Below are 15,358 nucleotides of genomic sequence, written 5' to 3'. Positions count from 1 at the left end.
GATGCAAAGACCACATCGAGTCATCGCCCTGACCTTGGCACTTCTAGCATTTTCAAACGTGACGAAGAGGGTGGAGGCGAAGGGAGGTGCCGGATCCGCGCCTCCTTCTCCACCCGCAGAATGCATGGTGGACCTCGGTACCGCTGTCGCCCCCGCCCCTGCTCTGCAGCAGAAGTTGAACGCCTGCGGATGGGCACTTCTTCACTCACTCACGGTCGGTGGCGGGGCTGCCCCGCCCGCCTGGGAGACGTGGCAGACGAAGGCTGATGTAAAAATTGATGCGCTGGCGCCGAGTACATCGCGCGGAGAAACCCGTGCTGCGGCATTTGCAGTTTCGCCGAAGCCAGCCGATGCTGCCCATCTCTTTTCGAGCCTCCGCGAGCCCATGCAGCGTCATGGAGACGCGATGACAACAAATGGGCCACAGCTTGCCCAGGTTCTCTATAACCAAGTTGCGGCTACCTATATCAAGAAAAACTTCAAGACATACGTGAACGGCAAGATACCTTCGCTTCAGCTTCCCGCAGGCTCCATCATCGCAAAAGCAGTCTGGGCCAAGATTGACCTTAGCGCAGCCGCCCCAGCGATTTACTCGTCAAACTTCACCAGCCTCACAGAAACCATCCAGTCGGACGCCACGAGCGTAAGCAATCCTTACCTCGCTTCTCCGCATCCAGAGTGGACCTCACTGACCTTCGACAAACACCCTGGCACTCCTTGCGGCCTCACTGCATCGGTACCCCAGGCGGGCACCAGCGTATCCGATCAGTGCCTCCACACCTATACCCTCGATCCAAAGACAACATCTCAGGCTCTGGCGACCTTGGCGGCAAGCCATGATGTCCTCACCAGGGGCTGCCAGAAATGCCTCGTCGCCTTGGTTGGCGTAAACATGATGATCCGTCCCAGAGATAAACAGGACTGGATCTGGATAACCCTGTGGTGGAATGGTCGTGATAACGGACCAGAACACTCTACCGCCTCTGTCCTGTCAGCACCTTGGAAATACTACGAGATGAACGTCACCAACTCTGTGCGTCAGCAGGCGAATGGCAGCAGCCCCAATATCATCTTCAATCCCTCCCTTGAGGGCATGGAAATGAACGGGCGCGTCGCAAACTGTCGCACCTGCCATAACTACGCTGCTTCAAGTAAAGCCAGCCGCAGTGCCTCGATGAGTGGTTGCGGGGCCGGTTCGACCCTTGGCTCCGCGCCTGTTCCTTCACCCGTGGGGTCACAGGCTGCGCAACAGCAGGCGCTTAGCAAGCGATACCTCGATGCTGTCCTCACAACGGACTCCGTCTGGAGCCTCGCAGGCGTGCCACTCGACCCGACTGTACCCAACGCCTCATTGCAGGCTGCTGGCTGCCAGCCTATACCTGCGCCAGCCTCGGCATCGCTCGTCCATCCATGATTAAAGCGGAGGAAAAAACGCGGGAGGATGACGATGCTGCGTAGCCTGCTCATAGGCGTAAGCAAGCTTGAACAGCAGCCCTTCGCTGAAGCTTCTGCCGACGAAGGTCAATCCCACCGGCAGCGTCTCGTCAGCAAATCCGATCGGCACGGAGATTGCCGGAAACCCTGTCATCGGCGAGATCACCTGGCTGTTGTCGCCGCCGGGAGACTTGATGTCACCTACCTTGCGGGGTACGTTGCTCCATGTCGGATAGATGATCGCGTCCAGTTTCTCTGCATCCATGACGCGGAGAATGTCGTCGCGGAACTTGATCTTGCGCGCATCGTGATACGTGTCAGGGCAGGCAACAACGCTCCCTGGATCTTTCTGAGAAGCCTTCTTGAGCCGCTCCTCAACGGAGCCAAGATACAGGCCCGAGTCGATGATCTCCTGCAGGGAGTGATACGGGGCGGTTTGTCCATGACGCGCGAAGTATTGGTTGAGGTCGAACTCAAAGCCGCCGCAGGTCGACTTTTGTGCTGACCTCTCAAAATCGGGAAGAGGAAAAGAATCCACGATCACTGCGCCCTGCGCCTTTAACTCTGCGATAGCTTTTTCAGTAATAGCCTTAACTTTTGGATCGGTCGTCGGCGTATCGATATAACTGCGAACAACGCCGATCCGCGCTCCCTTCAGGCCATTCTTGTCGAGGAAGTTTGTATAGCCCGCCTCAGCCTTGCCGTCAGAGAGCTTCGTGATCGGGTCAGCAGGATCGTAGCCTTGCACCACGGCCAGAATCGCCGCCGCATCCGCAACACTACGGGCCAGCGGGCCACCTACATCGTTGGTTGACGAGAGAGGAATAATTCCGTCGCGGCTAGTCAGCCCGATTGTCGGTCGAATCCCGACAAGGTCGTTGTGCGAGGCTGGCCCCCGGATCGAGTCGCCCGTATCGGTTCCGAGTCCGACCTCGCCGAAGTTTGCAGCAACTGCAGCAGCCGTGCCTCCACTTGAGCCCGCCGGCACCCGGTCGAGCGCATACGGGTTACGCGTGACTCCTGCGATGGAGCTCTCCGTAACAACAGGACTAAAGGCCCACTCGGCCATATTGGACTTCGCCAGCACAATCGCGCCCGCATCCCGCAGTCGCCTGACCATCGTCGCGTCGTCGGTTGGATTGAACCACTTCAATGCCAGCGAGCCGCCGGTCGTCTGCAGTCCTTTGGTGTCGTAGTTATCTTTCACGATCACGACGATGCCATGCAGCGGGCGCAGCTTATGCGTGCGGGCAAACTCCTGATCGAGTTGATCCGCATCCGCCAGCGCGTCCGGGTTCAAGGTAACGATTGCGTTGAGATGACTCGCCTGATCGTACGTGCGAATGCGCGCAAGATAAGTCTCCACCAACTCGCGGCAGGTAACCTTGCCGGACCGGATGGCCTCCTCCGTCTCTGCAATCGTCGTCTCGTCTATCTTAAATTTGGGCGCAGATTCGGCAGTCAGACTCACCGTCAACAGCAGGGCGTTCGCAAGAGCAAGAAGGCACCTGTACCTCATCGCTTCGTGTTCCCCGCCGGGTTCGCAACGAAGCTTGGAGTCTTTGCTTCGGTGCCGATCTGCCACGTCGTCAGGTAGGCAAGCTGAAGGATCTTCTGCATCTTGACGAAGTCGATCTTGTCGACCGTGTCCGTTGTGTGATGGTAGTCGGGATGGAAGCCAGTGAACCACCAGATTGCCGGAACGTTGTGCAGCACGAACGGAAACTGGTCCGACCGGAAGAAGGCATTCAACGCGTTCTCGTGATCGAAGCGGTCATCGAGCACCAGGCCGATAGCCTTGTTCTCTTCCTTGATCGTCCGGTCGTACTCAGGTGCATACAGCGCACCGATCAGGTTGAGCCGATTCGTCGTGTCCTTCGGAATCTCGATCAGACCGTCCGTCTGCGGACTCGCCGCCTCATCACGGCCGATCATGTCAAAGTTGATCTGTGCGCGCGTCGTGGCAAGCGGTCGCAGCGGATGTGCCGCCAGCCAGTACGAGCCGAGTAGCCCACGTTCTTCACTTGCAAACACCACAAACAAGACTGAACGCTTCGGCTTAACTGGGTTTGCCGCAAAGGCGCGCGCAAGCGTCACCACACCAACCGTCCCTGAGCCGTTATCGTCCGCACCATGCCAGATCTGCGGGCACGGATGCGGATCCGGCGGTACGCTGACCGGCGGATGTGCCGGATCGGCGCAGGGTGCGAAGCCGTCATGGTCGTGGTGTCCCGAGATCAGAATCGTCTCGGCTGCAAGCTTCGGGTCAGATCCAGGCAGCAGCGCGACCACATTCTCTGTGACGCCCGTATGCTCCTCAGTGTTCCGGAGATGCAGCGTCAGCGTAGTATCCGGCAGCAGGCGGGATTGCGGCTTCAGATCCCCATCAATCGCCGTCTGCGCAGCCGCCGGAGTCCTCTCGCTCGTAGCAAAGAGTTCTTTGGCGACAGGGTCAAGAACTTGTGCAGAAGGAATTTTGATCTCATCATCCTGAATCGCCTGCGCCGGCAATGGAACGGCGCGCCGTGCCACCGGGCCGATACGCGCTGCACGCTCTCCATTCGTAAGGTGCTTCCGGTTCGGCTCCGCCACGATCACCACAGCGACCGCCCCATGGTTCTGGGCATTCAGAATCTTCACCCGTGCCGTCGCGTAACGCGTGTTGCCGGTCCCATTGAAGATGGAGTGAGGGTCATCTTCCTGCGGCTCATGATCGAAGATCAGGACAATCTTGCCGCGGACATCGATCGTCGCATAGTCGTCATAGCCAAGCTCCGGTGCTGTAATCCCAAAGCCTGCGAACGCCATCGGAGCGGTTACATCAACCGCCCGCTTATAGGCCCCAAACGCCTCTGGAGCATGCCATACGGTCGTCTTGCCAGCCCGCGTCAGGCTAACCGTCGACGCTGCACGATCAGGCCGAAATCCGATCAAGGTAATCGGCTGAAGGTACGTTGGCTTTCCCGAAGCATCACGAACAATCGGCTGCAGCCCAGCCGTTTTGAACTGGTCGGCAATCCACTGGATTGCTTGCTCATCTCCCGGTTGGAGGCTCATGCGCCCCGCAAGCTCGTCAGAGCTGATGTACGTCAGGTCGCGGCGAATATCCGCCTGCTGAATGGTGCCGAAGCCAGCACGCTCGCTTGCAGGGACAGGAGTCTGCGCGTAAGCCTGCGCAACAAGGATTGCTGTAGCCAAGAGGACTGCACTTCGGCGCATGGAGCTCCTTCAATCGCTGTGGAATGTCGCGCTATAGCGGCTTCATTCAAAGTTGTCATGGATCGTTGATGACAGTGTATGCGAACGATTGAGCCGCAGCATGAGGCTACCAATGAAAATTCCCGCGGAGACCTTCCATGCCACGGTCTGCATCCAAACCTCCCGTACGTAGCTTTACGGGGATGCACAATGTCGAAAAAGATTAAGCCGGTAGAGATCGTCGTGGATCCTGTTGAGTCAGCAAAGGCCGCAGGGTTGCGCTACGTATCAGACACGCGGCCAGGAATCCAACGGCGCCGTCGGGGTGAGAGCTTTGGCTACGTCGATGCTGACGGCTCACCAGTACGCGACAAGGAAACGCTCGCTCGCATCAAGGCATTGGTCATTCCACCAGCATGGAGTGAAGTGTGGATCTGCCCAAATCCCAAGGGCCATCTGCAGGCCACGGGCCGCGACGTGAAGGGCCGTAAACAGAGCCGTTATCATCCGCATTGGCGCGAGGTGCGCGACGAGACGAAGTATGAGCGCATGTTGATATTTGGGGAGGCTCTGCCACGCATTCGTCAAAAAGTAGAGCATGATCTCTCACTCCCCGGTCTGCCTCGCGCCAAGGTGCTTGCCACCATCGTGCGCCTCATGGAGACAACCTTGATCCGCATCGGCAACGAGGAGTATGCGCGCAGCAACAAGTCTTACGGCCTTACCACGATGAGGAACCGGCATGTGCAAGTCGACGGCGCGACGGTTACCTTCACTTTCCTCGGTAAGAGCCGCGTCCAGCACGCCATCGACGTCAGCGACCGCAGGCTTGCCAAGATCGTACAACGCTGCATGGACCTGCCCGGCTACGAACTCTTCCAGTACATCGACCCCGAAGGAGATCACCGCACCATCGATTCTGCAGACGTGAACGAATACCTGCAGGAGATTGCAGATGGCCACTTCACCGCCAAGGATTTTCGCACCTGGGCTGGGACAGTCCTTGCTTGTATGACGTTGCAGGAGTTTGAAGCGTTCGAATCTGAATCGCAGGCCAAGAAGAATGTGGTGCAGGCGATCAAGCAAGTGGCCGAGCGGCTTGGCAACACCGTGTCGGTCTGCCGTAAGTGCTACATCCATCCAGCAGTGCTTCAACACTATATGGGTGGCTCGATGGTCGGCATCCTCAAGACCTGTGTCCAGCTTCCCGAGGACGCTCAGTGCAAGCATGATCTTCGGCGCGAGGAGACCATGGTGATGCACCTGCTTCAGCAGAAACGAACCACGGTCAGGGCTTGACTCAGCATCTACGTAATTCAAACTCCGTAGATGTTCTTACTCAGGAACTCATTACGAAACTTACCCTTCGGATCATACTCAGCAACAATCTTTTTGAAGGCCTGCAGCTTCGCGTAACGCGATTGCAGTGTTGCCGGGGCCAGGGTAAACATCTTCGCCCAGTGTGGACGCACCTGGAACGGCTCAAGCTTTGCTTCAATAAGCGGCAGGATCTTCTTCACTGCCGGCCACTCCGGTTTCCAGGTAAAGTGAAGCGCCATGGAGGGCCGCTGATAGCAGGGACTGATCCATAGATCGTCAGCGGCTATGGTCCGAAACTCGGTCACGAAAAGATGCGGCGTAATCTGATCGCGCAACGCTTCGACCGCAAGAATGGCCTCATACCCCTTCTCTCGGGGAACGAAGTATTCCGTCTGTATCTCCGCCCCGCTGCTCGGCGTGAAGTTCATCTTGAAGTGCGGCAGCCGCTCATACCAGGGGCCCGGAATCCCCATCTGGTCTGTACAGTTCTCAGCGGGATGGTCGTAGATCGGGTGCATCTTGCGCGTCGCCAGCGTCGCGCCGTAGAAGTCAGGTGGAAGCTGCGCGGACGCCGTCTGATCGACTCGTCGCTTGAGCCACACTTGGGTAGCCCGATGCTTCTGCCAGTCCGTAAAAAGGCTGACGCTGTAGCTGCTTCCGAAGATGGCCTCCAGGTTATGCTCCAACTGTGCGAAGGAGAGGTTCTCATAGACAACCTGCGTCATCTGAAAGGTCGGCTCGACCGCAAGCGTGATTCGCGTAATCACCCCAAGCGCTCCAAGACCAACCACGGTGCCCAAAAACTTGTCGCCTAGCTTCTCACGCGAGAAAATCACCGTCTCCCCATTTGCCGTGATGATCTCCATCGCACGCACAGCGGTGGATAGGTTGCCATTCCTGCTGCCCGAGCCATGCGTACCCGTTGCACACGCACCCACAACAGAGATATGTGGCAATGAAGCAAGATTGTGCACAGCAAAGCCGCGGCTATCGATATAAGGCGCAAGCTGCCCGTAGGTTACGCCAGCGCCTACCGTCACCGTCCGTGCTGCAGCGTCCAGTTCAATCTGGTCAAAATGCCTAAGAGATATCTGGTCTTCCGTGCTGTCCGCAATATTGTTGAAGGAGTGCCGTGCTCCCAGCGCCTTCAAGTGCGGATGGCTCTCAATGGCGCGCCGCACGTCCTCCACATTATTCGGGAGATCGAGATGATCCGTGCTGTAGGTCAGATTGCCGGCCCAGTTGGTCCGCGCACTGGTTCCCGCCTGTCCCGGTGCAATTCTTGAAAGTATGCTTCCGGCCACCAAGGCTCCAGTCGTCTTCAGAAAGTCCCGCTTATCCATGTCAAACCTCTCGTGCATTCAAACGATTGCAAGGCTAATCAGGATAAAGGTACTCATAGTGAACTAAATGGGCAAGCTGCCAACTCCATAGTCTGGATAGGTCACCTTGCCCATTGGTATTGCATATTCAAGCTCAGCTCTAAACCGACTGAGCGATAGCCTCAAGCTCACCCGCAGCTGTAAGATTGCTCGCAGCCTCAAGGGGAGCAAACGCTACACTCTCCTGCTTCGCGATCCTGCGATAGGTTGCGAGTGCCTGTGCCACGACCTGATCCATGTTGAGATACTTATAGTTTGCAAGCCGTCCACAAAAATGGACATTCCCATCCTGCTCAGCAAGTTCACGATATCTCGCATATAGCAACGCGTTCTCCGGCCGCGGAATGGGATAGTAAGGATCGCCCATCGACTGCGGATACTCGTAAACGATGCTTGTCTTCTTGTGCTGCTGTCCCGTGAGGTACTTGAATTCGGTCACCCGCGTGTATTTGTGTTCGTTGGGATAGTTGACCACCGGAGCCGCCTGATAAATCTCAACATCATGGGTCTCATGTTTGAACTCGAGCGACCGATACGGCAGAGGCCCATAGCGGAAGCCGAAGTACTCATCGATTGGCCCGGTGTAGATCACCTTCGCGTCAGGGCATAGCCGCAGCGCCTCCTCATACGAGGTGCCAGTCCGAATCGTGATCTTGGAATGATCCAGCATGCGCTCGAACATCCGCGTGTAGCCCTTCAGCGGCATCGCTTGAAAGGTGTCGGTAAAATAGCGGTCATCACGATCGAGACGAACAGGAATTCGCCCGGCAACACTCGCATCAAGCTGCGAGGGATCAAGCCCCCACTGTTTGCGTGTGTAGTTCCGGAAGAACTTTTCATAAAGCTCCCGGCCCACGCGACTCATTACTATCTGCTCTGAAGTCTGTATAAACGGGGACGCGACGACACGTTCGTCCAAAAACGCCTGCATCCCGGCGGCGTCTAGACTAAGCCCATAGAGCGTATTGATCGTGTCCAGATTGATGGGCACCGGTACAAGGTGACCATCAACACTAGCCAGCACTCGGTGCTCATAAGGTCGCCACGACGTAAATTGCGACAGGTAAGAAACGACGGCATCACTGTTCGTGTGAAAAATATGTGGCCCATACTGATGCACAAGGATGCCGTCAGCATTCTTAAAGTCGTATGCGTTTCCGCCGATGTGATCTCGCTTATCGACGATCAGGACACGCTTGCCAAGCTGAGACGCTATGCGCTCTGCAAGCACACTGCCCGCAAATCCTGCACCTACAACTAGGTAGTCATACTGTTGTTTATGTCGATGGGTCCGCGAGCTAGCATACAATTCCGCTCGAGAGTTTAGCCCATCGATTCGCAGCGTGGCCAGGACGGGAGTGAGCGCGTGCGATGCACTCAGCTCAGATTGATGATCTTTCGCTATATCTCGCTCATAAGTCGACGGGAGTAAAGGTACCGACTTACTTCTAACTCGATCGATCTCATCCCGCATCGCGGCCCACGTACTATCCCACGAACTCTCACCCAGCTTTTGCACCACAGCTTTATGCCAACTTTCCGTTTGAGGTTCGAGCGCAAGATCAAGAGCCGTCACGAACTTCTCCGCACTGTCCGCGATGGCCACAAGTCCGGCATCACCATAGCCGCGAACAACATCGCGGATAGGTGTCGAAACTACCGTCTTACCAGCAGCGAGGTACTCCGGTGTTTTCGTTGGCGAGATAAACCTCGTCGCGTCGTTCAACGCAAACGGCATCAACGCCGCGTCCCAACCTGCAAGGTAGCCCGGTAGTTCGCCATAGCTCTTACTGCCGAGATAATGGATGTTGGCCGCCTCCGGTAGAGCAGCCGGATCAATCTTCACAACCGGACCAAGCATGATGAAATGGATATGCGGCCGCATCAAGGCGATCTCGGCTAGCAGAGCGACATCGAACCGCTCATCGATGACGCCGTAAAATCCGGCACGCGGATGAGCAATATCCTTCTGATCTGCTGGTAGCGCGATCTGCTCGCTCTTGGCCTGCGCAAAATGTTCAATCTCTATTGAACTAGGAAACGCATGCACATTATGATGCTGCTTCTGCTTCGCTTCAAAGAGACTGATCCCACCCGTAAAAACAACGTCCGCAGCCGCAAAGAGTTGTTGCTCGCGAACACCCAGCATAGGGGGGGGATTTAAGAATCCAGATAGCTCATCCATGCAGTCGTAAACAGTCGCCTCGGGCTTCAGATGGTTCGAGAAGCCGAGCGCCATTGGCGTGTAATACCAGCAAACGTAATGCCGAATCGCGAACTGCTCAAGCAGTTCAGCAAGCAGGGCGCGTTGCCCAACCTCAAATTCGATGCCCCAGGTAATATGCGGGCGGATAACCCATAGCGACAGACCCACCTGCATCACCTCAAGGCTCATTCCCAACTCGCCATTAGGGCGCGATGGAAGTTCGCCTGTCGCATGCCAGATAGGCTCTTCCCAATAAAAAACACGTCGATCGTGCGATGCGCGTGAGAGCAGGTGTTGGGGTCGTTGTGTGACGAAATGCCACCGCAAATGGCTGAAACAAAGCAAATCGGGCTGGTTTTCGTACGTGCTGGAAGGTACAGTTGATGCCGCTTTCGATGGCAGTGACGAAGAGCTTTCCAAGAGTGGCCTCTGTTCAGAGATGTCGTTCAGCGCTCAACGTGCGGCGTTCTAGACTAGGGATGTAGCGCCTAGCAGTCTAGGACGGGAAAGGCTGCTTCGGAGTTGGATACTGCAGGCAACCGAGTTCCATCCTTCTTTGCTCCGGTCCAAATTTCACGCGGAACAATGTAATCTGCGGGAGGCACCCAACATGAACGTGCGCAAGAGCAGATAGGGAACGATCTTGGAAAGAGGTCATCGTGAAGATTGTTGTCGTGTCACCCCATCGGGATGACGCAGCATTTTCGCTGACATTAGCGATCATTGCGTGGATTGCCGAAGGACATAGTGTCGAAGTCATTAACTGCTTTACCCGTAGTGAGTACGCGCCTTTCTCTGACAGCGACTCGCTCCACCCGAACGATCGCCTCTCCTACGTCACCGCGCTGCGAGCCCGCGAGGACCATTCCTGGCAGCGGCAACTCGGCCCCCGCCTGCGAATGCATGATGTGAACCTCAAGGACGCTCCATTGCGCCTGCGTTGCGCGCTCGACGAAGTATGTACGTTGCCAGTGCGCCCAACGGACAAGGCGTTCGCGAAGTTGCACACCGTCTTCAGCGGCACAAAGGCAGATGCGTTTGTGCTGCCGCTTGCCCTCGGCAATCATGTAGACCACGCCACCGCACGAGACGCTGCACTCGCAGAGGTAGGCCTCATGTCCCAGCCATGCGCCTTCTACGAAGACCTGCCCTACGCCGCACGGCCCGGAGCTGCCGACCTCATCGAAACCGCTGCCGACTCCTGTGTCGCTGGTCTGACGCCCGTCTTCGTTGCCGATCCATGTGAGGTTCGCGACGCTGTGTCGCGCAAACGCCGCGCTGCACTCTGCTACGACTCACAAATCGACGATGCTGTTACAGACGATATAGCTCAATTCTGCATCCGATACGCAGGGCGAGAGCGCCTGTGGGCCAACGCAGCCTGGCAGGCCTCGAAACCACATGGCAGAAGGAACGATCAAAGGGACTAAACAGTTCGATGAACTTCATGGCATTCCACCCCGGTCCCCCCCTCTCGGATGACACGTCGCACCCGAAGTGTCGGGTGAGCGTCATCGTTCCAGCGCGGAACGAAGAGCAATCCTTGCCGACTGCACTCAACGCCATGGCAGCGCAGGTCGATACTGCCGGAGTCCAGCTCTCCGCTGACACCTTTGAAATTCTGCTCCTGCTGAATAACTGCACTGACGGCTCTGCGCTGGTTGCCAGGCAATGGCAACAGGCTCATCCCCAGATCGCGCTACACATTTGTGAGAGGACACTTTCACCTGAAATCGCTCACGTCGGCACAGCACGCAGACTCCTGATGGATACTGCCTGGCACCGGCTTAGAGGTACCCTTCATAAGGTCAATGCCATTCTGTCCACGGATTCAGACACCCTCGTCGCCCCGGATTGGATCGTTCGAAATCTGCGAGCTCTCGAGCGTGGCGCAGACGCAGTCGGGGGAGCCATTCACCTGAAATCCGGCGATGTCGAGTCCCTGCCAGACGGAGCGAGACGAGCGTACCTGCTCGATCGGAAGTACCAGCAGCTAGTCGCTGAACTGGAGGCGATCCTCGATCCGCAACATGGTGATCCGTGGCCGCGTCATCTGCAACACTTCGGCGCCTCGCTCGCATGCACGCCAGAGATCTACGCCCGTGCCGGCGGCATGCCACCGGTCCAGCCTCTTGAGGATGTCGCCTTCGTAGACGCGCTTCGCCGCGTTGATGCTCGGCTCCGTCACGACCCTGATGTCGTCGTCTACACATCGTCCCGCATGGAAGGCCGTGTTGAGATCGGACTTTCGCAGCAACTGCGGTGCTGGCAAAACATGAGCGACCACGGCGAACGACATCGCGTCCCCTCAGCCGCTTGGCTGACTCATCGGTTCAGCTCCATGAAATACCTTCGCAGCATGTGTGGTCAGGATCGGCGGCCCGATGTCACGGCGTATCCAGAAGCATGGCAGAACCGCGTCATCGCCGCCCATCGAGAGCGGACCTCAACTGCACGATTCCTGGAAGAGATTGATTGCAATGCCCTGATCGAGACTACGTTCCGGGGTAAGCGCGATGGAGAAATTACTTCAGTTGTGCGCAGCCTGAAAGCTGCCATTGAGTGCGCGCGCGCAGCGCAGAGCGATTACGCAGTTAAGCCATCTGTTGTTCCTTCCTTTACGGAAAGCGCAGCAGCAAGCTAGCTTCGGCGCTCGAGTACATCAAGCCGATAGCCTGCACGCCGCTCCTGCCGCACCCCCACCCATTCCGATCGTGCAAGCCAGGCGTCATGCACCTCGTCACCGGTCAACGGATAATCCGGCACAGGAGCAGTGAAGTGGACAAGCACGAGATGGGAACCAGCCGCCTGGCGCTCCGCAAGCAGGCTCGCCGCTCTCTCTAAGTCCTCGCGCTGCCAGTAGTATGCGACCTCTGAAACCACAATCAGATCGAATAAACCCTCCGGCATCTCATGCGGCACCTGCATACGTGCGAAGCGCACCTGCGACAACCCCTTGCATCGCTCACGAGCTGCAGCCAGCGCTCGTTCCGACACGTCGAGGCTCAGCAGAGAATTACAGCGAGGTGCAAGCCGCTTCGTCAAAACGCCAATAGAACACCCGATCTCAAGGGCTGTTTCATACCGTTCGCGCGGTAGACTCTCCAGCGTCACCGCATATTTACCCGCTTCATATTCACTCGTTTCAAAGCCCCACGGATCACGCGAACGTTCATAAATCTGGCGAAAATACGCTGGTGGCAGCGAGCCTTCCGTGCGATGCCCGCGCCACATCCCGTTACCAGCACCGTCCGAGCGAAGGTTCGTCTTACGTAGCGACGCACGACCAACATCGGCCAGTGCCTGGTCAGGGGCAGGCTGCCGCAGATACATCGTCAGGTCGCGCACAATCCGCTCAAAGCGGCTGGGCCGCAAAAGTCCATGCGCTCCAACTCCGGCAACAACCCGCTGCATCATGGCTGTAGCAACGCGTTCGATGGCCAGCCGGGTCATGTTGGCGCATTCAAGCATCCGCTCACAGTTAAGCTTATCGGCATCGAGCGACAATCCATCTTCCGCGATGGCCGCAGCCCGCTCAATCCACAACACAGCCTCTTGCGCGCCGAGTGCAACCTCGCCCAGCCGCGCTACCTGGTACGGATCGCCCCCGCGCCCACCTGCCTCCAGCCATTCCGCAAACATGCGGTGCAGCCGCAGCACGGCACCCGCATGAACGGCGGCAAACCGTATCGCGCCACCCCGAAACAAAGGCTCGCGGTAGAAGTCCCCAGGCTTACCGATCAGATCGTTTGTTGTAACTGTAGCTCCCGTAAAGGTGACGCCGTAGCTCTCCGACCCCTCCATGCCAAGCGGATGCCAGAAGCCCGGATCAAACTGAACACTGCCTGCAACCTTCGTTGACTCCATCCGTGGAATCGTCATCTGCCAGCCAAGACCTTCGCGCTCTGCCGTAACAATTGGCCTCTTGACGAACATTGCCCCGGACGCAAAGTTTTTCACGCCGCGAAAGATGTAATCGCTTGGTCCACCCTCAAGCCGAAGCAACTCCTTCGCGCCTGTATTCCATACCCCAAACAGCAAACCATTGCGCGCGTCCTGCGCAGCCGTAGCGATCTGTTGCGGAGTTCCAAACGTCGCGACAAGAATCAGACCGTTGGCATGACCCTCGTACAATCGTCCGAGCACAAGGTCGGCCCCGCCGATCGCCGCCAGTATCCTCAACAGGATCAGGTGCCCGCCCGCCTCTGTGCCCAGTCCAAGTCCGCCATAAGCCAATGGTAGCGGAGCTACAAGCAGACCCAACTCTGCCATGCTCTGCAGGTCGGCAAGCGGAGCGGCAACCTCGCCGCCGTTCGGGCGAGCCGCTACTTCATCGGCAAACTGCTGTGCCGCCGCAAGCAGATCCGTCGCCTTCTGTTGTAGCTTTCCGGTGCTCTTGGAGGCATGTCCATTCGCGTCATTGACCCGCGGCCGCACCTGGATTGTCTGCGCCTCCCGCAGTGGAAACGTGGTCGCCACCGTCGATGATCCATTCTGCTGCAAATCGGACATGCGAACTCCTGACATACAGGGCAACGGGATCAGGCCATCGCTGACGCGGCACGTCGTTCCAGAAGGTGCTTTTCTGCTTGGATGCAGAAAAACGCTTGGATGAGACTTACACGCCTGAGGTCTATCCAGCTTTTCCGTGCATCGTCGCCGGAGTAATCTGCTGCTGAGCGCGCAACTCTTCGCAAAGTTCCGTCCGCAAACTGCGTGTCGACCAGTCTTCGTCCACTTCAATCAAGCCACACTCGCAGTGTCGCTCGTCATCCCATCCCGGGTAATCCATTACCGGATACAGGCAGATGCCAAGGATCGGAACGCCCATCCGTTGCGCCTGTCGAACCTCTGCGCTCACATAGCCTAGCCAGCCCACGTCAGGCCCAGTCTCCGCGCCGGTCTCAGTGATCAGAATAGGCCGCCGGTATCGCTCCCAAAGCTCCGCAAGCATCCTGTGCAGTGGACGATGCAGCGGGTGTCCGGGAGGCGTTCGATCTCCTTCGTGAACCCACTGGTTATTCCAGTAATAATTCACCCCGATCATATCGAGCGTATCGTCGCCGCCCCCAAGCTCAGGATCGCGAAGTCCGGCGAGCATGTCCCAGCCTTCAAACTGGGACGCCGTATGCTTCTCCGCATTCGCGATGGCCTCCGGCTCCTCTACATCCTCGGAGACCTGGATGATTGGTTCCGCCTGCACAAAGCGAGCGCGCGAATCGACCGCCCGCACCGCCTGTATCGCCGCAACGGACGCACGCACAAGCTGTCGCTTCAACTCAGGCCCGCGTCCCTCACCATAAGGATGAAAGTGTTCCACGTCGCCCCCCACCCACGACCAGAATGAGATCTCATTGATCGCGCAATAGATCGGCGGAGAGGTAATCTCCGCACGCATGTTCTCTTCACGCACCAGCGTGGCCGCTGCCGCCGCATAGAGCGCAAAGCGCTCCGGAAACTCATCCGAAAATGGATCAAGCCCCTCCGGCACGCCCCAGTGGCACAAATCCCAGATCACCTGTGTGCCCGTCTGCTGCGCCGCGTGCAGCATCGGCAGAAAGCTTGCCCAGTCGTACACATATGGCACCCTCTCAATCAGGTGCCAGCGCAGACCATCGCGCACTGTCGTTACACCGGCTTCGGCGAGCAGCGCATAATCTTCGGCGCAGCGCTGGTCGTGCCCCGTCGTCGCAAGCACGTCGAGCCGTGTACGATCGCGCCGTTGATGCGTCGCACATTCGAAGCCACCCATAAAGAAGCTTTGGAAGAGGGGTCGAGCAGAAGAGCCGTCAGATACTGTCACATCGAAGAGGGTAAC

General features: G+C 57.6%; 10 protein-coding genes. 4 read left to right on the top strand and 6 right to left on the bottom strand.

Going from position 1 to position 15,358, the window contains the following annotated elements:
- The first annotated feature begins 1 nt into the window (after window position 1).
- A complete protein-coding gene (locus OHL20_RS07510) occupies window positions 2-1,414 on the top strand; it encodes a hypothetical protein (protein WP_263382581.1) in 1,413 nt (470 codons plus the stop codon).
- Here the strand turns inward: OHL20_RS07510 and OHL20_RS07505 are convergent, their stop codons facing one another.
- Window positions 1,415-2,953 carry an amidase gene (locus tag OHL20_RS07505; protein ID WP_263382580.1) on the bottom strand — a complete coding sequence of 513 codons (1,539 nt, stop codon included), beginning with the start codon at window positions 2,951-2,953 and terminating at the stop codon, window positions 1,415-1,417. It abuts the gene before it with no gap.
- On the bottom strand, window positions 2,950-4,653 hold the full coding sequence (locus tag OHL20_RS07500) for a M28 family peptidase (RefSeq protein WP_263382579.1): 1,704 nt from the start codon (window positions 4,651-4,653) through the stop codon (window positions 2,950-2,952). The genes OHL20_RS07505 and OHL20_RS07500 overlap by 4 nt, the downstream gene beginning before the upstream one ends.
- A 189-nt stretch (window positions 4,654-4,842) precedes the next feature.
- On the opposite strand from OHL20_RS07500, the gene OHL20_RS07495 reads away from it, so the two are divergent.
- A complete protein-coding gene (locus tag OHL20_RS07495) occupies window positions 4,843-5,931 on the top strand; it encodes a DNA topoisomerase IB (RefSeq protein ID WP_263382578.1) in 1,089 nt (362 codons plus the stop codon).
- Window positions 5,932-5,948: 17 nt separating this feature from the next.
- Here OHL20_RS07495 and OHL20_RS07490 read toward each other — a convergent pair whose 3' ends face one another.
- Window positions 5,949-7,295 (bottom strand): D-arabinono-1,4-lactone oxidase, encoded by a 1,347-nt coding sequence (locus OHL20_RS07490; RefSeq protein ID WP_263382577.1) that lies wholly within the window; start codon window positions 7,293-7,295, stop codon window positions 5,949-5,951.
- A 139-nt stretch (window positions 7,296-7,434) separates the two neighbouring features.
- Window positions 7,435-9,729: a UDP-galactopyranose mutase gene (gene glf, locus OHL20_RS07485; RefSeq protein WP_263382576.1), complete on the bottom strand. Its 2,295-nt coding sequence runs from the start codon at window positions 9,727-9,729 to the stop codon at window positions 7,435-7,437.
- Window positions 9,730-10,199: 470 nt separating this feature from the next.
- On the opposite strand from glf, the gene OHL20_RS07480 reads away from it, so the two are divergent.
- Together OHL20_RS07480 and OHL20_RS07475 are read left to right on the top strand one after the other, a co-directional pair.
- Complete coding sequence (locus tag OHL20_RS07480) at window positions 10,200-10,970, top strand: PIG-L deacetylase family protein (RefSeq protein WP_263382575.1); 771 nt, start codon at window positions 10,200-10,202, stop codon at window positions 10,968-10,970.
- 17 nt (window positions 10,971-10,987) lie between these two features.
- Window positions 10,988-12,184 (top strand): glycosyltransferase, encoded by a 1,197-nt coding sequence (locus OHL20_RS07475; protein WP_263382574.1) that lies wholly within the window; start codon window positions 10,988-10,990, stop codon window positions 12,182-12,184.
- On the opposite strand, the gene OHL20_RS07470 is transcribed toward OHL20_RS07475, so the two are convergent.
- Together OHL20_RS07470 and OHL20_RS07465 are read right to left on the bottom strand one after the other, a co-directional pair.
- Window positions 12,181-14,052 carry an SAM-dependent methyltransferase gene (locus OHL20_RS07470; protein WP_263382573.1) on the bottom strand — a complete coding sequence of 624 codons (1,872 nt, stop codon included), beginning with the start codon at window positions 14,050-14,052 and terminating at the stop codon, window positions 12,181-12,183. The genes OHL20_RS07475 and OHL20_RS07470 overlap by 4 nt on opposite strands.
- Before the next feature lie 121 nt (window positions 14,053-14,173).
- Window positions 14,174-15,292: a glycoside hydrolase family 1 protein gene (locus OHL20_RS07465; RefSeq protein WP_263382572.1), complete on the bottom strand. Its 1,119-nt coding sequence runs from the start codon at window positions 15,290-15,292 to the stop codon at window positions 14,174-14,176.
- Between the last annotated feature and the right edge of the window lie 66 nt (window positions 15,293-15,358).

The sequence above is a fragment of the Granulicella arctica genome, assembly GCF_025685605.1.
GTDB classification, from domain to species: Bacteria; Acidobacteriota; Terriglobia; order Terriglobales; family Acidobacteriaceae; genus Edaphobacter; species Edaphobacter arcticus.
This window is presented reverse-complemented; position numbering and strand designations above follow the sequence as displayed.